Origin of the sequence: Nonomuraea aridisoli (assembly GCF_003236395.1) — a bacterium.
Lineage (GTDB): Bacteria > Actinomycetota > Actinomycetes > Streptosporangiales > Streptosporangiaceae > Nonomuraea > Nonomuraea aridisoli.
In genome coordinates this window covers 1-18,769 of record NZ_POUD01000071.1, presented here as the reverse complement: position 1 = coordinate 18,769, position 18,769 = coordinate 1, and the positions used below count along the sequence as shown (strand labels likewise).

Sequence of the window (18,769 nt, the reverse complement as noted above, 5' to 3'; positions counted from 1 at the left end):
TTTCGATGGTCCCGCCGGTCAATTGTGCAGGACGACGCCGTCTTTCATGACCAGTGTGCGCGGAGGGTGAACGACGACCGCCTCCGCCGGGTTCCCCGCGGGCACCACGACGAGATCGGCCCGGTCGCCCGGCGCCAGGCCGTGACCCTCCAGCCCGAGCAGCCGCGCCCCGCCGCCGGTGGCGGCCTCCAGCGCCAGCTCGATGTCGTCGTCCGTGCGGAACGTGCTGCGGTAGGCGACGTGCATGGCCCGCTCCAGCATGTCGCCGCTGCCGTACGGACCCCACAGGTCGCGGATGCCGTCGTGGCCGCACGCGACGGTGACCCCGGCGGCGCGCAGCTTCTTGATCGGCGGCACGGGGAAGTCGTAGACGGCGGCGGTCACGATCGCGACCCCCGCCTCGGCCAGGCCCTCCGCCAGGCGATCCTGGTGGGCGTCGCCGAGCTGACCCAGCGCGTACGCGTGGCTGACCGCCACCCGCCCGTCCAGCCCGAGCGCCCTGGTGCGCTCGATGATCAGCTCCAGCTCCCAGCCGCCCAGCGAGCCGCCGTCGTGCAGGTGGAGGTCGAGGTGGGAGCCGTAGCGCTCGGCCAGCCCGAAGACCAGGTCGAGGTGGCGGACCGGGTCGCGGTCGACGCCGGCCGGGTCGAGCCCGCCCACCGCCTCCACGCCGCTCTTGAGCGCCTCTTCGAGCAGCTCGGCCGTGCCGGGGTTGGTCAGCACGCCGTGCTGGGGGAAGGCGACCTGGCGCACGTCGACGGGGCAGCCGGCCGCCGCCTCGCGCACCGCCTCGACGCCGCGTAACCCGACGAGCGGGTCGATGTCGGTGTGGGTGCGGACGTGGGTCGTGCCGGCCGCGCTCATGCGCTCCAGCAGCGCGCGGATGCGGGCCGGGCTCGGCACGCCGAGCTCGGCGCGGCGGGCGAGGTCGTTGCCGATGCGCCCGGCCAGCGTGTCGTCGGCGGAGTGGGGCACCCACGGCCCGCCGTAGAGCGTCTTGTCGAGGTGGCAGTGGGCCTCCACCAGGCCGGGCAGGACGAGCTGCCCCGTGATGTCGACGGACCGCGCGCCCGGCGCGTCGAGGCCCGCGCCGACCTCGTGGATCAGCCCGTCGCGGACGAGGATGTCGGCGGGCGCCGCGAGCCCCCGGGGAAGCCCGCCACGGAGCAGCACGTCGGTCATGCCCAGCACCCTAAGGGCCGCCACCGACGTTTTCCGTGCCCCTCGCTGTGAGGGTCATGGACCCCTCAGATGTCGTCGAGGTGGGCGACGTTGGCCACGTCGGCGCCGTCGGTGCTGGGGCGGCCCGCCAGCCAGGCGTCGAGGATCTCCTCCAGCACCACGTCCGACGTCAGCCGCAGGCTCAGCGCCAGCACGTTGGCGTCGTTCCACTTGCGCGCCCCGTCGGCGGTGTAGGCGTCCACGCACAGCGCCGCCCGCACGCCGGGCACCTTGTTGGCCGCGATCGACGCGCCCGTGCCCGCCAGCAGCAGACCACCGCCTGGTCGGCGCGGCCCTCGCCGACGTCGCGGGCGGCGCGCTCGGAGGCCCACGCCCAGTCCTCGCGCTCGCCGTCGTTGAGCGCGCCGTGGGTGACGACCTCGTGCCCCCGCCTGCGCAGCTCGGCCACGACCCGTTCGGCCACGCCGTCCTTGCTGTCGGCGGCCACCGAAAACCGCATGCGACCCTCCCGTTGCTCCCTTCCACATCTACCAGCCGACTGGCACATTGAGGCGGTATGTGCTTGATTGGCGCGCCATATGAACATTGACGTGAACGACATCCCCGCGCTCGCCCGGGGATGCGCCGTCCTCGGCACCGGAGGCGGCGGTGACGTCCGTACCGGGTCGCTGGCGGCGATGAGAGCCATCCGCGAGTACGGCGAGGTGCCGCTGGTGAAGCTGGCCGACCTCCCGGACGACGCCCTGGTGGTGCCGCTGTCCGGCATCGGGGCGCCGACCGTCAGCCACGAGATGATCCACGGCGAGGACGAGCCCGCGCGCATCGCCGAGGAGGTCGAGCGGATCTTCGGCCGGCCGCCGGCCGCGATCATGTCGTCCGAGATCGGCGGCTCCAACGGGGTCGCGCCCGTCGCCTGGGCCGCCCAGCTGGGGCTGCCGCTGCTCGACGCCGACGGCATGGGACGGGCGTTCCCCGAGGTCCAGATGGTCTCGATGTACGTGGCCGGGCTGCCCGCCGACCTCGTGATCATGTCGGACGTCGCGGGCAACGTGGTGACGATCCGCCCCGTCGACGGCCTGTGGTCCGAACGGCTGGCGCGGGCCGTCTGCGTGGCGGCGGGCTCGCACGCCCTCATGGCCGACTACGTGCTCACCGCCGCGCGGGCCGGGGGAGCGGTCATCGAGGGCACGGTCACCGGCGCCCTGGAGATCGGCCGCTCCACCGAGGGCGCCGCCGACCCGCTGGGCGCCCTGCGGGAACGGCTGGGCGCGTCCCAACTGATCACCGGCAAGCTCACCGACGTGGAACGGCGCACGACCGGCGGGTTCGTCCGCGGGACGGCCGTGATCGAGGGCACCGGCGACGACCGCGGCCGCCGCCTGTCTCTGGAGCTGCAGAACGAGAACCTGGTGGCGGTCGAGGACGGCCGGGTGCGGGCCATGGTGCCCGACCTCATCACGGTCGTGGACACCGAGACGGCCGCCGCCGTCCAGACGGAGTCCCTCAGGTACGGCCAGCGCGTCACGGTGCTCGCCTGGCCGTGCGACCCGCTCTGGCGCACCCCGAAGGGCCTGGAGACGGCCGGGCCCCGGGCCTTCGGATACGACCTGGACTACGTACCGGTCGAGGAGCTGACGCATGGCTGACCTGCGGCTGGGGATCGACGTCGGCGGCACCAACACCGACGCGGTGGTGCTCGACGGCGAGGGGCGGGTGATCGCCAAGGCCAAGCGCCCGACCACCCCTGACGTGACCGGCGGCCTGCGCGCCGCCCTCGACGCCGTCCTGACAGAGCTCGAAGGAAAGGACGAGCAGGACGTGCGGGGCCGGATCGGGCGGGTGATGCTCGGCACGACGCACGCCACGAACGCGATCCTGGAGCGGCGCGGCCTCGGCCGGGTCGCCGTGCTGCGGCTCGGCGCGCCCGCCACCACCTCGGTGCCCCCGCTCAGCGACTGGCCCGCCGACCTGCGCGCGGCCGTCTCGGCGGGCGAGGCGATCGTGCCCGGCGGCCACTACGTGGACGGCCGCGAGCTCGCCCCGCTCGACCTCGACGCCGTCCGCCGCTTGCTGGACGGCGTCGAGGCCGGCGCCGTGGCCGTCACCGGCGTGTTCAGCCCGGCGAGCGACGAGCACGAACGCCGGGTCGAGGAACTGGTCCGCGCCGAGTACGGCCTGCCGGTGTCGGTCAGCCGCGAGATCGGCTCCCTCGGCCTGCTCGAACGCGAGAACGCCACCGTGCTCAACGCCGCCCTGTACGGCGTCGCCGCCCACGTGACCGATGCCCTGGTCACCGCCCTGGCCGAGCGGGGCCTCGGCGCGCGGCCGTACCTGGCGCAGAACGACGGCACGCTCATGACGCTGGAGCACGCCGCCCGCCTGCCGGTCTCCACGATCGGCTCGGGCCCGGCCAACTCGCTCCGCGGGGCGGCGTACCTGTCGGGTGTGGACGACGCGATCGTGGTGGACGTGGGCGGCACCTCCACGGACCTCGGCGTGCTCACCGGTGGTTTCCCGAGGGAGTCCGCGGCGGCGGTCGAGATCGGCGGCGTGCTCACCAACTTCCGCATGCCGGACATCCTGGCCATCGCGCTCGGCGGCGGCACCGTGGCGCGGGCGAACGGCCTCGGCCCGGACTCGGTCGGCTACCGGATCGCGCAGGAGGCGCTGGTCTTCGGCGGTTCGACCCCCACGCTGACCGACGCCGCCACGGCCGCGGGCCGCCTCCCGCGCGACGCCGGAGGATGGCCGGAGAACCTGCGGAAGGCCCTGTCCGGCACGGAGACACAAAACGTCCTGGAAAGCGCGCTCGCCAGGGCCGACGAGATGATCGCCGACGCCGTGGACCGGATGGCGCTCGGCAGGGCCGACCGGCCGCTGGTCGTGGTCGGGGGAGGGGCGTTCGTGCTGCCCGCCCGCATCCCCGGCGCGAGCCGGGTGATCCGCCCCGAGCACGCCGAGGTGGCCAACGCCGTCGGCGCCGCCATCGCCCTCGCGAGCGGCAGAGTCGATACGATCTTGCCGGCAGGAGAAACCAGGACAGATGCCATCGAACGAGCCAAAGAGGAGGCGAGGGCGCGAGCCGTGGCGGCGGGAGCCGATCCCACCGGCGTCGAGGTCGTGGACCTTCTCGAGGTTCCGCTGAGCTACCTGTCCGAGCCCGCCGTGCGCGTACACGTCAAAGCAGCCGGTCCCCTCGCCCGGTGAACAGCGAAAGGATCCCCCCACCATGCGCTGGCACAAGCGTCTGCTCGTCGCCGGGGTCGCCGGAGTCCTCGCCCTGACCGCGTCCGCGTGCGCGGGCGGACAGGTGCGCGGCGCCGGCGGGACGCCCCAGCCGCAGGCGAGCGGCGGCACCCCGGCGGCCGCGCAGGCCAACGACCGCACGTTCGTCTACGTGCCCAACCTCGACGTGGTCACCGACTGGGACCCGGCGACCTCGTACTCCAACGAGATCGTCGCCCTGTCCAACATCTACGAGGGCCTGACCCGCTACAACTCCGAGACGAGGGAGGCCGAGCCTCGCCTCGCCACCGAGTGGACCTCCTCGGAGGACGGCAAGACGTGGACGTTCAAGCTCCGCCAGGGCGTGAAGTTCCACTCGGGCGCCACGATGGACGCCGAGGCCGCCAAGAAGGCCATCGAGCGCACGATCGAGAAGAAGGGCGGCGCCGCCTACATCTGGGACCCGGTCGACAAGATCGAGGCGGTCGACGCCGCCACGCTGGAGTTCACCCTCAAGTACGCCGCCCCGCTCGACCTGATCGCCTCCTCCGGCTACGCCGCCTGGATCTACGACGTGGACGCGGTGGACGCGGACGGCGAGAGCACCGCCGGCACCGGCCCGTACACGATCGACTCCTGGCAGAAGGGCAAGGAGACCGAGCTGACGCTGAAGGCGTTCGAGGGCTACTGGGGCGGCTGGAAGCCGGAGCAGTACAAGAAGGTCGCCTTCCGCGTCACCCCCGAGATCACCACGGCCTGGCAGCTGCTGCAGCGCGGCGAGGTCGACTACGTCCAGCGGCTCAACCCGCAGCTGTTCCAGCAGGCCCAGTCGACCGACGGCGTGCAGACCACGGAGTCGCCGTCGTTCCAGAACCTGCTGGTGCTGTTCAACACCGCCGACGGCCCCACCAGGGACCCGAAGGTGCGCCAGGCGCTGCAGCTGGCGATCGACTACGACGGCCTGGTGGCGGCGCTGGAGGGCTCGGCGCAGAAGGCCAGCGGCCTGGTGCCGGAGGGCCTGCTCGGCCACACGCCCGGCATGGAGCCGAAGCAGGACCTCGCCAGGGCGCAGGAGCTGCTGGCCGAGGCCGGGTACGGCCCGGACAACCCGGAGCTCACCCTCTCCCTGACCTACGCCCAGGGCGACGACGACCAGAAGCTGCTGGTCACCCTGCTGAGCTCGGCGCTGAAGCAGCTCAACATCACGCTGCAGGCGCGGCCCATGACCTGGGCCGCCCAGTGGGACCTCGGCAAGAAGCAGGGGCAGGACATTCTCGTCATGTACTGGTATCCGGACTATCCGGACGCCTACTCGTGGTTCCTCAACGTCTTCAGGAGCACGGACGAGCCGCAGCTCAACTTGTCGTACCTGAAGAACGCCGACATCGACGCCGCCATCGACAAGCTGCCCGAACTGACCGCCACGGACAAGTCAGCGGCCTCGGACGGCTACCGGGACCTGCAGAAGAAGATCATCGAGGAGCAGGCCGCGGTCGCGGTGCCGTACGTGCAGAAGTACCAACGCGCCCTATCGGCAAATGTCAGGGGATATGTGGACAACCCCGCCTATCCCAACGTGGTCTTCTTCTACGACCTGACCCTCGCAAGCTAGATCGTGCTGCGTCATCTTGCCCGCCGGCTCGGCCAGGCCCTCCTGGTCGTGGCCGGCGTGGTGGTGCTCACGTTCGCGGTCATGCGGGTGGTCCCGGGCGACCCGGCGGTGGCGTTCGCCGGGCCGAAGGCCACGCCCGAGCAGCTCGCCGCGGCGCGCGAGCGGTTCGGCCTGGACGACCCGCTGCCCGCACAGCTGCTCGCCTACGTCCGCGACCTGGTCACCGGCGACTGGGGGATCAGCCTGCGGACCAGGCAGCCGGTGCGCGACGACCTGGCCCTCGCCTTCCCCGCCTCTCTGGAGCTGGTCGGCGCGGCCCTGCTGCTGGCCATCGCGGTGGGCATCCCGCTCGGGGTGCTCGCCGCCCGCTACAAGACGAAATTTCCGGACTTTGGGGTACGGCTCGGCAGCATGCTCGCCGTCTCCGTCCCCGTCTTCTGGCTCGCCCTCGCCCTGCAGACCCTCTTCGCCGGCGCCCTCGGCTGGTTCCCCGTCGCCGGGGAGTACGACGCCCGGCTCGACACCACGAGCCCACTCACCCTCTGGACGAACATCACCGCCGTCGACGCCCTCATCACCGGCAACTGGCCCATCCTCACCAGCACCCTGCACCACCTGGTGCTGCCGGCCCTGGTCGTGGCCGCCTACCCGGCCGGCGTCATCGCCCAGATGACCAGGGCCGCGCTCATCGAGGAGGCGGGCCAGGACCATGCCAGGATGGGACGCGCGCTCGGCTTCGGCGAGACGTCCGTCCTGACCAGATTCGCCCTGCGCCCGGCCCTGAACCCCGTCCTGTCGCTGATCGCGCTCGTCTTCGCGTACGCGCTCGTCAACGGCTTCCTCGTCGAGGCGGTCTTCAATTGGCCGGGCCTCGGCCGCTACGCCGCCGAGTCGATCCGCTCGCTGGACACGCCGGCCATCGCGGGCGTCACGCTGCTGGTGGCGCTGGTGTACGTGCTGGTCAATCTGGTGGTGGACCTGCTGCAGGGGCTCGTGGACCCGAGGGTGAGGGTCCGATGACGCACGACGCGCCCCCGCTGCGCCGCAGCCTGCCCCGGCTGCTGCCCGACCGGTTCGCCGCGTTCGGGGCGGTGCTCATCGTGCTGGTCGTGCTGGCCGCGGTCCTCGCGCCGTGGCTGGCGCCGTACCCGCTGGACGAGGTCAGGCCGCTGGAACGGCTGCGCCCGCCGAGCGCCGAGCACTGGTTCGGGACCGACCAGGTCGGCCGCGACGTGCTCACCCGCATCCTGTACGGCGGGCGCACCTCGTTGTTCATCGCCGCGGCCGTGCTGGCCGTCTCGGCGCTGGCCGGGGTGACGCTGGGCGTGGTCGCCGGGTACGCGGGCGGCCGGCTGCGCGACGTGATCATGCGGGTCACGGACGTCTTCCTGGCCTTCCCCGCGCTGCTGCTCTCCCTGGCCCTGGCCGTCGTGCTCCAGCCGGGCGTGAACACGGTGATCCTGGCGATCGCGGTGACCTGGTGGCCGTGGTACACCCGCCTGTCGGCCTCGGTGGCCGCCTCGATCGCGACGCGTCCCTACGTGGACGCCGCCCGCTGCCTGGGCGTGCCCGCGCCGCTGATCATCCTGCGGCACGTGCTGCCCAACTCGCTCACCCCCGTCCTGGTGCAGCTGTCCCTCGACGCGGGCGGGGTCATCCTCACCGCGGCGGCGCTGTCGTACCTGGGGCTCGGGGCGCAGGAGCCGACGGCGGAGTGGGGGCTGATGGTGCAGCAGGGACAGACTCTGTTCACCACGAACTGGTGGGTCGTCGCCTTCCCCGGGCTGGCGATCCTGCTGACCGCGTTCGCGTTCAACGTGCTCGGTGAGGGACTGCGCGGCGCGCTCGACCCCCGGAGAGTCAGATGATCGAGGTACGCGACCTGAAGGTGTGCTACGCCGGGCGGACGGTCGCCGACGTCCCCGAGCTGGACGTGGGCGCGGGGGAGTGCGTGGCGATCGTGGGGGAGAGCGGCTCGGGCAAGTCCACGACGCTGCTCGCGCTGCTCGGGCTCACCGATGGCGCCGACGTGTCCGGACATATCAGGGTCTGCGGGGTGGACGTGCTGACGGCCCCGCCGCGCGAGCTCCGCGCGATCAGGGGCGCCAGGGCGGCGCTGGTGCTGCAGTCGCCGCAGGCCGCGCTCAGCCCCGCCACCCGCCTCGGCGTCCTCATGCGCCGCGCGCTGCGGCTGCACGGCCGCGACGACGGCGCGGCCGCCATGGCGCGGGCGATGGAGGCGGTGCTGCTCGACCCCGCGATCCTGCGCCGCTACCCGCACGAGGTCTCCGGCGGCCAGGCCCAGCGCTTCGCCATCGCGCTGGCCATCGCCCTGGGCGCCGAGGTGATCCTCGCCGACGAGCCGACCAGCGCGCTCGACGTGACCGTCCAGGCCGAGGTGGTCGGCGTGCTGCGCCGGCTGCGCGCGGAGCGGGACCTCGCGCTGCTGCTCGTCTCGCACGACCTGGCCCTGGTCTCGACCATCGCCGACCGGGTGCTGGTCATGAAGGACGGCGCGGTCGTGGAGTCGGGCCCGGCCGCGCGGGTGCTGGCCGAGCCGGCCCACCCCTACACCCGCGAGCTGCTGGAGGCGCTGCCGTGACCCTGCTGAGGGCCGAAGGGGTGACACTCGGGTACGGCCGCCGCCCGGTCGTCCACGACGTGAGCCTCGACATCACCGAGGGCGGCGTGGGGCTGATCGGGGAGAGCGGCTCGGGCAAGACGACCCTGGCGCGCGCGTTCCTCGGCCTCCTCACCCCCATCTCCGGAAATATCTGGTACGGCGACCAAACCCTGAAAAAAGCGGACTTGAGGGCGTTCAGGAAGGACGTTCAGCCGGTCTTCCAGGCCGAGTCCCTCGACCCCCGCATGCGCGTCGGCCGTTCCGTCGCCGAGGCCCTGCCCAGGCACGCCCGGCACCGCGTGGCCGAGCTGCTCGAACAGGTCGGCCTCGACCCCGCCCTGGCCGCCCGCAGGCCCCACGAGCTCTCCGGCGGCCAGCGCCAGCGCGTGGTGATCGCCAGAGCCCTGGCCGTCGGCCCGCGCCTGCTGATCCTGGACGAGCCCACCAGCGCCCTGGACGTCACCGTCCAGGCGAGGATCCTCGACCTGCTGGCCGGCCTGGACACCGAGCGCCTGCTCATCACGCACAACCTGGCCGTCGTGGAACGCCTCTGCCGCACCTCGTACGTGCTCTTCGCCGGCCGGGTGGTCGAGTCGGGCCCGACGGGCGACCTCCTGGCGAAGCCGGCCCACCCCTACACGCGGGCGCTGCGCGACGCCGTGCCGAAGCTCGGCGGCCCACCGCCGGAGGCCAGTGGCCGCACGGGCCGCACGGGCCACACGGAGGCCGTGCCGGCGACGACGGGCTGCCCGTACCGGCTGCGCTGCCCGCTCGCGGCGCCCGTGTGCGAGCAGCCGCCGCCGCTCAGGGAACTCGGCGGCCGCCGCGTCGCCTGCCACCGCGCGGAGGACGCGCCGGTCAGTTGAGGCGGGTCCTCAGGAACTCGCCCAGGTCGTCGGAGAGCTTCACCATCAGCCGCGACAGCTCGGCCATGTCCGCCTCCGACCAGTCGGACAGCGCTCCTTCGAACCAGTCCGTCGTCACCTTGCGGCACCGGGCGGCGGCCTCGGCACCGTCGTCGGTGAGCGCGATGCGCCAGGCTCGGCCGTCGTCGGGGTCGCGTACCCGCTCGACCAGGCCGCGCCGCTCCAGCGAGGCGACGTGCCGGGTCACGTGCGGGCTCTCCACCTGCAGCCCTTCGGCGATCGCGCCGATCCTGCGCGGCTCGCCGGCGTCGAGCAAGTGGACGAGGACCTGCACATCGGGCTTGTCCAGCCGGACCCCCGCCGCCTCGGTCAACCGCTCGTGGGTCTTGGCGCGGTTGAGCGTGGTCACGAGGGTGCGGAAGGCCGCCACCGTTCTGTAGAGGTCGTCGTCCATGGATTTGCTTACCTAACTTACGTATGTATCATGCTGTCTCGTTACTTACCCAAGTTAGCTAAAAGGAGCCCTACGTGGCGACCGTGGCCGTACCCACGACCAACGAGACGACCCCTACCAGAAATCCCTGGCCGGGAGTGATCTCCCTGGCCTTCGCGGCGTCCATCGCCGCCTTGCAGAACACCGCCGTGGTCCCGCTGCTTCCCGTGCTGCAGCGGGAGCTGAACGTCTCGCTCACCGCCGTGACCTGGACATTGACGCTCAGCCTGCTGGTCGGCGCGGTGGCCACGCCCTTGTTGTCGCGCTTCGGCGACATGTACGGCAGACGCCGCATGATCCTCGCGGCCCTCGCCCTCCTGGTGGCCGGCTCCGTGATGGCCGCCCTGGCGACCTCGCTGACCTGGTTGATCGTGGCGCGTGTGCTCCAAGGGGCCGTGGCCGCGCTGGTGCCGTTGTCGATCGGGGTGGTGCGCGAGACCGTGCCGAGGAACCAGCTCGCCACCGGAATCGGAGTGCTCAGCGCGACGATGGGCTTCGGGAGCGGGGGCGGGATGATCCTGGCCGGGCTGGCCGCCGGCGACTACCACCTGCTCTTCTGGATCATCGCCGGGATCTCCCTGGTGGCCGCCGTCGTCGTGGCCTTCCTCGTACGCGGCTCCGCGCCGCAGGGCGCCGCCCGCCCCGACCTGCTCGGCGCGGCCCTGATGACCGGCTGGCTGGTCGCGCTGCTGGTGGCCATCAGCGAGGGCGGCAGCTGGGGCTGGACCTCGCCGGGCGTGCTCGGGCTGTTCGCCGCGGCGGCGGTGCTCGCGGCCGTCTGGGTCGTGGTCGAGCGCAGGGTGGCCGAGCCGCTGGTGGAGATGTCGATGCTGACGCACCGGGGCACGGTCGGCGCGACGGTGGCCTCGATGTTGCTCGGCTTCTCGTTCTTCACCATCATGACCGGCGTGTCCGGCTTCGCCCAGGTGCCCGCGGGCACCGGCTACGGCTTCGGCGCCACGACCCTGCAGGTCGGGCTCTTCCTGCTCCCGAGCACGCTGTTCATGCTGGTGATCTCACTGTTCGCGGGCCGGATCATGAGCAGGTTCGCGGCGTCGTCCATGGTGGCGGTGGGCTCCGCGGTGACCGGGCTGGCCGGTTTGTGGCTCGTCCTCGCCCACAGCAGCCCGGCCCACCTGTACGTCGCCTCGTCGCTCATGGGCGTCGGCCTCGGCGTCGGCTACGCGGCGCTCGGCACGATGGCGGTCGAGCACGTGGACCCGGCCAAGACCGCCGTGGCCGCGGGCGTGAACGCGCTCGTGCGCATCGTGGGCGGCAGCACGGCGGGCGCCGTGATCGCCGCCCTCCTGGCCGCCCAGCCGGGCGTGCGCGGCTACCAGTGGGTCTTCGGCGTCGCCGCGGCGGCGGGCCTCGTGGCGGCGGTGTTCGCGGCCGTGTTCGGCGCCCTGAACCGCAGGCCGGTCACAGCGCCTTCAGCCCGCTGATCACCTCCAGCAGCACCTTGGCGTCGGGAGCGGGCGGCGGCAGCTCGACCTGGACGAGTTGCTGGGCGTGCAGGTCGCCGACCAGCACCCGCACCACGCCGATGGGCAGGTTCAGCTCCGCCGCGACGTCCACCAGCCGGGTCGGCTGGGTGCACTTCTGCAGGATGATCAGATGCTCCGGGTCCAGCCCGCGCGGCGGCGCCAGGCCGCCGGACGTGATGATCACCGCGATGAGGTCGATGGCCTCGCTCGCGGGCACCGTACGGCCCCTGGTCAGCAGGTAGGCGGGGACGATCGGACCGGCGTCCTCGTCCAGCCAGCGTTCCTCAGTCACTTCGCACCACCCGCATGGGGCGAACAGGCTCGCTCTCCGGAGCCTCGGCCTCTGGTTCGGCCACGTGCTCTTCCGGGATCAACACGATCGCGGTGGTCCCTCCATATGGTGAACCGCGCAGGGTCACGCGGATGTCATGCCTGGCTGCCAGGCGGGAAACGACGAAGAGGCCCAGCCGGTCGCTGTCGGCCAGGTCGAACTCGGGAGGGCTGGCCAGCCGCTCGTTGTAGTCGGCCAGCTCCTCCGCGCTCATCCCGAACCCGCGGTCCTCCACCTCGATGGCGAAGCCGCGGGCCGCCGCCTCGCCGCGCACGATGACCGGGGTGTGCGCGGGGGAGTAGACGGTCGCGTTCTCGATGAGCTCGGCGATCAGATGGATCATGTCGCCGACCACCGGACCGGCCAGCCGCTGGCCGGGCATCGGCTCGATGACGACGCGCTGGTAGTCCTCCACCTCGGCCGCCGCGCCGCGTACCACGTCGAGCAGCGGCACCGGACGGCTCCAGCCGCGCCCCGGCGTCGCCCCCGACAGGATGATCAGGCCCTCGGCGTGCCGGCGCATCCGGGTGGTCAGGTGGTCGAGCTTGAACAGGTCGTCCAGCGCCTCCGGGTCGGTGGCGCGGTGCTGCATGTCCTGGAGCTGGATGCGCTGGCGGTGCAGCAGCGTCTGGCTGCGCCGGGCCAGGTTGCGGAAGACGTGGCCGACGCCCTCGCTGAGCTGCGCCTGGCCGACCGCGGCCTCGACGGCGGTCTGCTGGACGGTGGAGAACGCCTGGCCGACGTCGTCGATCTCGGTCGTGGTGCCGGCCACCTTCAGCTCCGGGATCTCCACCTTCTCGCCCTTGCGCAGCTTGGCCACCACGGCCGGCAGCCGCTCCTCGGCCACCTCCAGCGCGGCCAGCCGGAGCGCGGCCAGCTCCTTCGACAGCCGCGTGCCCATCCGCAGCGAGAACGCGATCGACACGATCACCAGCGCCAGCGCGGTGCCGGCCAGCAGGAACGCCCGCGCCAGCACCTGGTCGGCGATCGGGTCGGCCCGCTCGTTCAGCGTCGCGCTGGCCCGCAGCTGGGCTTCGTCGAACGCCTTGGCCAGCGACTCGGTCGTGGCGAGCCAGTCCCGCGGCGTGCCGCCGGCCACGATCTGGTCCTCCATCATCCGCATCCGCTGGTAGCCGGGGGAGGTGATGAGGGCGATCTGCGGGTCGCGCAGGGCGGGATCGAGGTCGGCGAGCGCCTGGTCGAGCAGGAAACGCCGGTTGCCGACGAGCTGGCCGAACAGCCTGCGCTCCGCCGCGTCGGCCCGGCCGATGCCGAGGGCCTGCTCCCGCGTCAGCAGCTCCTTGGCGTAGCCCATGTCGATGACCAGGCGCGACTGCTCGTAGATCGGGATGTCGTCGATCAGCGCGACCCGCCGGTGCAGGCCGAACAGGGCGTCCACGATGCCGTTGTAGGACTCCACGGTGTGCAGGCGGTCTGACAGGCCCGTGTCGATCTCACCACGGATCGCGTCGAGCCTGTCGAGTTGCGTGTACACCGCGTCCACTTGCGTGCGGATCTCTTCCGATCTGTCCTTGGAGTTGCCCGAGAGCTGCCTGAACGCGTCGCCCGCCGCGTCGGTGCGCAGCCGCTGCGCGTTGACCGCGGGCTTTTCCGCCGCGTCGTGCAGGAGCTGGGCCGACACCAGGCGTTCACGCTGGATCTCGCTGATCAGTTTGTACGCGGGAAGACGGAGGTTCGTCCAGACTGTCTTGTACTGACGCAGCTCCAAGCTCTCGGTCGCGGTGACGGCGGTGATGACCCCCCACAACACCACCATGGAGGCCAGCGGCACCAGGAGGAGCCCGATGATCTTCATGCGGATCGTTCGGCTACGACCCATGGCACCTCACTCCGGTCGGTCCCCTGCTGGCAACCCCGGACGGGACAAGCCCCGAGGATAGCAATTCGATCACCCAAATGCCCAATTTTTCGGGACTTTTGGACAGGTTGCGAGCGGCTGGAGTGATCTTCGAGTAGCGTTCCCGCGTACATCCGTGAGAGAGGGAGACGCGTTGCGCCGTCGATTCGCCGCGGCCGTCGCGCTGCTCCTCCTCACGGCCTGCTCCCCGCCCCCGGAGCCGCAGCGGGCCCCCACAGGGGGATCCCCCTTCGTGTACGTCCGCAACACCGACATCGTCACCGAGTGGGACCCGAGCCGTTCCTACTCCAACGAGATCGTCGCCTTCCAGAACGTCTACGAGACCCTCACGCTCTGGAACCCGGTCACCAAGAAGGCCGCGCCCCGGCTGGCCACGTCATGGCGCTCGTCGTCCGACGGACGCACGTGGACGTTCGCCCTGCGCCCCGGCGTCACGTTCCACACCGGCAGGACGCTGGACGCCGCCGCGGTCAAGTCGTCCATCGAGCGGACCATGCGCTCGGAGACCGGCGCCTCCTACATCTGGGACGCCGTCTCCTCCATCCGCGCCGACGACCCGCTCACGGTGACGTTCTCGCTCAAGTACCCCGTCCCGCTGGACCTGGTGGCCTCCGCCGGGTACGCCGCCTACATCTACGACACCAAGGCGGCCCCCGACCTCGCGGCCTGGTTCCGGCAGGGCAGGGACGCGGGCTCGGGGCCGTACACCGTGGCGGGCTGGAAGCGGGGCCAGGAGGACGAGCTCACCCTCAAGGCGTACGGCGACTACTGGGGCGGATGGCGGCGGCCGCACTACACCACGGTCACGTTCAAGGTCGTGCGCGACCCCGAGCGCGCGTACGAGCTGCTGCGGAGCGGCGAGGCGACCTTCGTCGACCGGCTCGACACGAAGCTGTTCGGCCGGGCGTCGGCCGCGCCCGGCGTGCGGACCTCGGAGCGGCCGTCGTTCACGACCGCGATGTTGCTGTTCAACACCGCGAAAGGGCCGATGCGCGACGTACGGGTGCGCCGCGCCGTGCAGCGGGCGATCGACTACCGCGGCCTGGTGCGCGAGCTCAAGGGCTCGGTGGTGCCGGCCAGCGGCGTCATCCCCGAGGGGCTCCTCGGCCACGTGCCCGGCAGGGCGCCCCGGCAGGACCTGGACGCCGCCGCCCGCCTGCTCCGCGAGGCCGGGTACGGCCCCGGCGGGCGGCCGCTGCGCCTGCTGCTGACGTACGCCGAGGGGGACGCCGACCAGGAGGCGCTCGTCCGGCGGCTGCGCGCGACGCTGCGGCCGCTCGGCGTCACCCTGCGGGCCCGCGCCATGCCGTGGAACGAGCAGTGGGAGCTGGGCAAGAAGGGCGGGCAGGACGTCTTCGTCATGTACTGGTGGCCCGACTACGCCGACGGCTACTCCTACTTCGGCAACGTCTTCCGCAGCGCCGACCCGCCCGAACTCAACCTCGCCTACCTGGCGGACCAGGGGCTGGACGCGCTGCTCGACACGTTGCCGGAGCTGACGGTGACCGACCGCCCGGCGGCGCAGCAGGCCTACGAACAGGCCACGCAACGGGTGCTCGACCAGCGCGCCGCCGCCGCCGTGCCCTGGGTCGCCACCGCCCGCCGCGCGTATTTCGGCGGCGTCCAGGGTTACGCCGACAACCCCGCCTACCCGGACGTCGTCTTCGTCCACACCCTTCGCCCCACGGCCTAGGAGCTCGCGCCCTCCACGCGTTCCCGCAGGCGGGTCTTGATCTCCTCGGGGGTGTACGCCCGGCGGCGCCGTTCGGCGCGGGCGATCACCACCCCCGTGGCCGCGACCCCCATGATTCCGGCCAGACCCAGCATTTTCCACCAGCGCATGTGCCTAGGCTAGCCCTGTGCTGACTCTCGACGAGGCCGTGAAGGTGACGCGGACCGGCGACGTGTGGATCTTCCGCGGCCGCTCGGCCCCCGACCGCGCCATCCAGACGATGACCAACAGTCCGGTCAACCACGTGGGCATGGCCATCGTGATCGAGGACCTGCCGCCCATGATGTGGCACGCCGAGCTCGGCAGGTCGCTGCTCGACCTGTGGTCCGGCACCCACCACCGCGGCGTCCAGCTGCACGACCTGCGCGACGCGGTCACGGTCTGGGCCGACAGGTACGGCCAGCGCGCCTGGCTGCGCCAGCTCGACCCCGAGGTGACGCCCGAGATGGAGGACGCCGCCCTGCGCACGGTGGCCCGGCTCGACGGCACCCCGTTCCCGTCCACCGCCCGGCTGGCCGCCCGCTGGGCCAGGGGCCGCATCCCCCGCAGGACCCGCCGGGAGCAGACCCTGGAGAGCGCCTACTGCGCCGAGGTCGTGGCCGTCACCTATGAGGCGATGGGCCTGCTGCCGTCCGGCCGCCGCCCCAACTGGTACGACCCGGGCCGCTTCTGGAGCGGCGACGACCTCAACCTGCTCACCGGCCGCCGCCTCGGCAACGAGATCACCGTCGCCGTCGAACGCACCCCCCGCGCCTGACCCCCGGCCGGGTCCGGCTGGTCTAATCCGGACATGACTTCTGTGAACGTCGCCGTGATCGGCGTGGGCAACTGCGCGTCCTCGCTCGTCCAGGGCGTCGAGTACTACCGCACCGGCACCGCCCCCGGCCTGCGCAACCCCGTCTGCGCCGGGTACGCGGTCTCCCAGGTGAGGTTCACCGCGGCCTTCGACGTCGGCGCGGCCAAGCTGGGCCGCGACCTGTCGGAGGCGATCTGGGCCCCGCCGAACAACGCCCGCGCGTTCGCCGACGTGCCGCATCTCGGCGTGCCCGTGGCGGAGGGCGTCCTGGCCGACGGCGTGGGCCCCGGCTCGGCCGCACTGGTGGAGCCGCGCGGCGGCGCGACGCCCGCCGAGATCGCCGCTCACCTGCGCGACACGGGCACCCACGTCGTGCTCAACTTCCTGCCCACCGGCGCCCAGCGCGCCGCCGAGCTGTACGCGGGCGCGGCCATCGAGGCCGGCTGCGCGTTCGTCAACGGCATGCCTGCTGTGCTGGCGCGCTCGCCGCAGTGGCGGCGCCGCTTCGCCGAGGCCGGGCTGCCGCTGGTGGGCGACGACCTGAAGAGCTCGTTCGGGGCGACGCTGCTGCACCGCGCCCTGGTGGACGCCCTGACCGGCGGCGGGGTCACCCTCACCGGCGGCCACCAGCTGCTCGGCGGCGGCAACATGGACTTCGTCAACCTCGAGGACGCCTCCCGCATGGCGGCCAAGAAGGCCACCAAGGAGACGGGCGCCGGCGCGGCCGTCCACGTCGGAGCCCAGTACGTGCCGTTCATGGACGACCGCAAGCTCGCCTACATCCGGCTGGACGGCGAGGGCTTCGGCGGCTCCCCGCTGGAGGTCGAGCTCCGCATGGTCGTGGAGGACTCGCCCAGCGCCGCCGGCAACGCCCTCGACGCCGTCCGGCACGCCAAGGCGGCCATGGACCAGGGGGTGGGCGGTCTCCTGGAGGTGTCAAATGCGCTGATGAAAGCGGTATAACGCATTATGCTCGTCCGCAATGGACATCCGCGTACGCGGCCCGGTCGAGGTGTGCGACGACGGCGCCCGGATTCCGATCGAGGGGGCGCAACAGCAGTGCGTCCTCGGGCTGCTGGCGGCTCACCACGGCGCGTACGTGCCGGTGGACCGGCTGATCGAGGCGCTGTGGGAGGACGATCCGCCCAAGACCGCCAAGACGATCGTCCAGCTCAAGGTGTCGCAGCTGCGCAAGACGCTGGGCGGCCGGATCGCCAGCACGACGGCCGGCTACTCGCTCGACGTGCCCGCCGAGGAGGTCGACCCGCCGCCATCCGGTTCCTCGACGACGGCGCCCCGCCGCTCCCGCCGGAGGAGGGGCCTGGAGTGAGCGTCGCCCAGGTGCGCGCCACCGAGCCCGGCGACCGGCTCGACGTCACCGTGCCCCGCTTCACCGTCTCCTCCACGCACGACCTGCTGCGCCTGCCCGAGGTGTTCGGCCTGGCCACGGTCAGCGACACGAGTTGCGGTCACTTCCCGGGCATCAGCCCCGAACCCTTGGCGGTCGGCCAGGCCACGCAGGCCGCCGTCGCCGTCTTCAGCGCGACCGGGTTCGAGTCGGCCTCGGTCACGGCCTTCGACGCCGTCGGCGGGGGCGCGCCGCCACGCGAGCCGTACCGGATCAGAAGAGTGCGGGCCGTGTTCGGCCGCCCGTTCGGCTTCCTCACGGTCGAGCGCCGCAGCCGAATGATCCTCACCGCGGGCTGGGTCGCGGACCCCGAAGCGGGAGCCCCGGTGGCACGCTAGAGAGATGCGCCTGGCTACCTGGAACGTGAACTCGGTCAAGGCACGGCTGCCCCGTCTGCTCGACTGGCTGGCCGAGGTCAAGCCCGACATCGTGTGCCTGCAGGAGACGAAGTGTCCCGCGGAGGCTTTTCCCGCCGCCGAGGTGAGCGCGCTCGGGTACGCCGCCGCGGCCCACGGCGACGGGCGGTGGAACGGCGTCGCCCTGCTGTCCAGGCTCGGGCTTGACGACGTGACGCTGAGCTTCCCCGGCGAGCCCGGCTTCGCGGAGCTCGACGGGGTCGGCGCCGCCCGCCCCGAGGCCCGGGCGATCGGCGCGACCTGCGGAGGCGTGCGCGTCTGGTCCGTGTACGCGCCCAACGGCCGCACGGTCGACTCGCCGCACTACGCGTACAAGCTGGCCTGGTTCGCCGCGCTGCGCGACGCGCTCGCGCCCGAGATCGCGGCCGGGCCGCTGGTGGTGTGCGGCGACTTCAACGTGGCCCCGACGGACGCCGACGTGTGGGACCCGGCGCTGTTCGTCGGCTCGACCCACGTCACGCCGGCCGAACGCGAGGCCCTGGCGGAGCTCCGGGCGCTCGGGCTGCAGGACGTGGTGCCGACCCCGATGAAGGGCCCCCACCCGTTCACGTACTGGGACTACCGGGCGGGGATGTTCCACAAGAACATGGGCATGCGCATCGACCTGGTCTACGCCACCGCCGACGTGGCGGCCCGCGTCCGCTCGGCATACGTCGACCGCGAGGCCCGCAAGGGCAAGACCCCCTCCGACCACGCCCCGATCGTCATCGACCTGGCCC

The 18,769-nt window shown here is 72.4% G+C and carries 20 protein-coding genes; 14 read left to right on the top strand and 6 right to left on the bottom strand.

Annotated features, from left to right (window positions below):
- Positions 1-18: 18 nt before the first annotated feature.
- Positions 19-1,182: an amidohydrolase gene (locus tag C1J01_RS18860; protein ID WP_111180288.1), complete on the bottom strand. Its 1,164-nt coding sequence runs from the start codon at positions 1,180-1,182 to the stop codon at positions 19-21.
- 65 nt (positions 1,183-1,247) lie between these two features.
- A complete protein-coding gene (locus tag C1J01_RS18855; protein WP_220039982.1) occupies positions 1,248-1,553 on the bottom strand; it encodes an RpiB/LacA/LacB family sugar-phosphate isomerase in 306 nt (101 codons plus the stop codon).
- 219 nt (positions 1,554-1,772) lie between these two features.
- Here C1J01_RS18855 and C1J01_RS18850 point away from each other — a divergent pair, with 219 nt between their 5' ends.
- The 7 genes from C1J01_RS18850 to C1J01_RS18820 are packed head-to-tail and all read left to right on the top strand — an operon-like array spanning position 1,773 to position 9,508.
- Positions 1,773-2,828, top strand: coding sequence for an S-methyl thiohydantoin desulfurase family protein (locus C1J01_RS18850; protein ID WP_111180305.1), 1,056 nt, complete (start codon positions 1,773-1,775; stop codon positions 2,826-2,828).
- Positions 2,821-4,389 carry a hydantoinase/oxoprolinase N-terminal domain-containing protein gene (locus C1J01_RS18845; protein ID WP_111180287.1) on the top strand — a complete coding sequence of 523 codons (1,569 nt, stop codon included), beginning with the start codon at positions 2,821-2,823 and terminating at the stop codon, positions 4,387-4,389. Before C1J01_RS18850 ends, C1J01_RS18845 begins: the two co-directional genes overlap by 8 nt.
- 22 nt (positions 4,390-4,411) lie before the next feature.
- Positions 4,412-6,019 carry an ABC transporter substrate-binding protein gene (locus C1J01_RS18840; protein WP_111180286.1) on the top strand — a complete coding sequence of 536 codons (1,608 nt, stop codon included), beginning with the start codon at positions 4,412-4,414 and terminating at the stop codon, positions 6,017-6,019.
- Between the two features lie 3 nt (positions 6,020-6,022).
- Positions 6,023-7,039 carry an ABC transporter permease gene (locus C1J01_RS18835; RefSeq protein WP_111180285.1) on the top strand — a complete coding sequence of 339 codons (1,017 nt, stop codon included), beginning with the start codon at positions 6,023-6,025 and terminating at the stop codon, positions 7,037-7,039.
- Positions 7,036-7,887 carry an ABC transporter permease gene (locus tag C1J01_RS18830; RefSeq protein WP_111180284.1) on the top strand — a complete coding sequence of 284 codons (852 nt, stop codon included), beginning with the start codon at positions 7,036-7,038 and terminating at the stop codon, positions 7,885-7,887. The genes C1J01_RS18835 and C1J01_RS18830 overlap by 4 nt, the downstream gene beginning before the upstream one ends.
- Positions 7,884-8,621: an ATP-binding cassette domain-containing protein gene (locus C1J01_RS18825; protein WP_111180283.1), complete on the top strand. Its 738-nt coding sequence runs from the start codon at positions 7,884-7,886 to the stop codon at positions 8,619-8,621. The genes C1J01_RS18830 and C1J01_RS18825 overlap by 4 nt, the downstream gene beginning before the upstream one ends.
- Positions 8,618-9,508, top strand: coding sequence for an ABC transporter ATP-binding protein (locus C1J01_RS18820; protein WP_111180282.1), 891 nt, complete (start codon positions 8,618-8,620; stop codon positions 9,506-9,508). The genes C1J01_RS18825 and C1J01_RS18820 overlap by 4 nt, the downstream gene beginning before the upstream one ends.
- Here the strand turns inward: C1J01_RS18820 and C1J01_RS18815 are convergent.
- Positions 9,501-9,962 carry a MarR family winged helix-turn-helix transcriptional regulator gene (locus C1J01_RS18815; protein WP_111180281.1) on the bottom strand — a complete coding sequence of 154 codons (462 nt, stop codon included), beginning with the start codon at positions 9,960-9,962 and terminating at the stop codon, positions 9,501-9,503. The two genes, C1J01_RS18820 and C1J01_RS18815, sit on opposite strands and share 8 nt — an antisense overlap.
- A 74-nt stretch (positions 9,963-10,036) precedes the next feature.
- On the opposite strand from C1J01_RS18815, the gene C1J01_RS18810 reads away from it, so the two are divergent.
- Positions 10,037-11,446, top strand: coding sequence for an MFS transporter (locus C1J01_RS18810; protein ID WP_235854525.1), 1,410 nt, complete (start codon positions 10,037-10,039; stop codon positions 11,444-11,446).
- Here the strand turns inward: C1J01_RS18810 and C1J01_RS18805 are convergent.
- Positions 11,424-11,780, bottom strand: coding sequence for a DUF742 domain-containing protein (locus C1J01_RS18805; protein WP_111180280.1), 357 nt, complete (start codon positions 11,778-11,780; stop codon positions 11,424-11,426). The two genes, C1J01_RS18810 and C1J01_RS18805, sit on opposite strands and share 23 nt — an antisense overlap.
- On the bottom strand, positions 11,773-13,635 hold the full coding sequence (locus tag C1J01_RS18800) for a sensor histidine kinase (RefSeq protein WP_111180279.1): 1,863 nt from the start codon (positions 13,633-13,635) through the stop codon (positions 11,773-11,775). The genes C1J01_RS18805 and C1J01_RS18800 overlap by 8 nt, the downstream gene beginning before the upstream one ends.
- A gap of 196 nt (positions 13,636-13,831) precedes the next feature.
- Between C1J01_RS18800 and C1J01_RS18795 the strand changes: the two genes are divergently transcribed.
- Entirely contained in the window at positions 13,832-15,391 is a 1,560-nt protein-coding gene (locus C1J01_RS18795) for an ABC transporter substrate-binding protein (protein WP_111180278.1), read from the top strand.
- On the opposite strand, the gene C1J01_RS49915 is transcribed toward C1J01_RS18795, so the two are convergent.
- Positions 15,388-15,540 carry a hypothetical protein gene (locus C1J01_RS49915; protein WP_181448837.1) on the bottom strand — a complete coding sequence of 51 codons (153 nt, stop codon included), beginning with the start codon at positions 15,538-15,540 and terminating at the stop codon, positions 15,388-15,390. The genes C1J01_RS18795 and C1J01_RS49915 overlap by 4 nt on opposite strands.
- Before the next feature lie 20 nt (positions 15,541-15,560).
- Here C1J01_RS49915 and C1J01_RS18790 point away from each other — a divergent pair, with 20 nt between their 5' ends.
- The 5 genes from C1J01_RS18790 to C1J01_RS18770 all read left to right on the top strand — a co-directional run.
- Positions 15,561-16,187 (top strand): hypothetical protein, encoded by a 627-nt coding sequence (locus C1J01_RS18790; RefSeq protein ID WP_220039984.1) that lies wholly within the window; start codon positions 15,561-15,563, stop codon positions 16,185-16,187.
- A gap of 33 nt (positions 16,188-16,220) precedes the next feature.
- Complete coding sequence (locus C1J01_RS18785; RefSeq protein ID WP_146615652.1) at positions 16,221-17,189, top strand: inositol-3-phosphate synthase; 969 nt, start codon at positions 16,221-16,223, stop codon at positions 17,187-17,189.
- A gap of 19 nt (positions 17,190-17,208) precedes the next feature.
- On the top strand, positions 17,209-17,556 hold the full coding sequence (locus tag C1J01_RS51310) for an AfsR/SARP family transcriptional regulator (RefSeq protein WP_111180275.1): 348 nt from the start codon (positions 17,209-17,211) through the stop codon (positions 17,554-17,556).
- A complete protein-coding gene (locus C1J01_RS18775) occupies positions 17,553-17,972 on the top strand; it encodes a serpin family protein (RefSeq protein ID WP_220039981.1) in 420 nt (139 codons plus the stop codon). The genes C1J01_RS51310 and C1J01_RS18775 overlap by 4 nt, the downstream gene beginning before the upstream one ends.
- A 4-nt stretch (positions 17,973-17,976) precedes the next feature.
- On the top strand, positions 17,977-18,769 hold a 793-nt coding region (locus C1J01_RS18770), incomplete at its 3' end, for an exodeoxyribonuclease III (protein ID WP_111180303.1).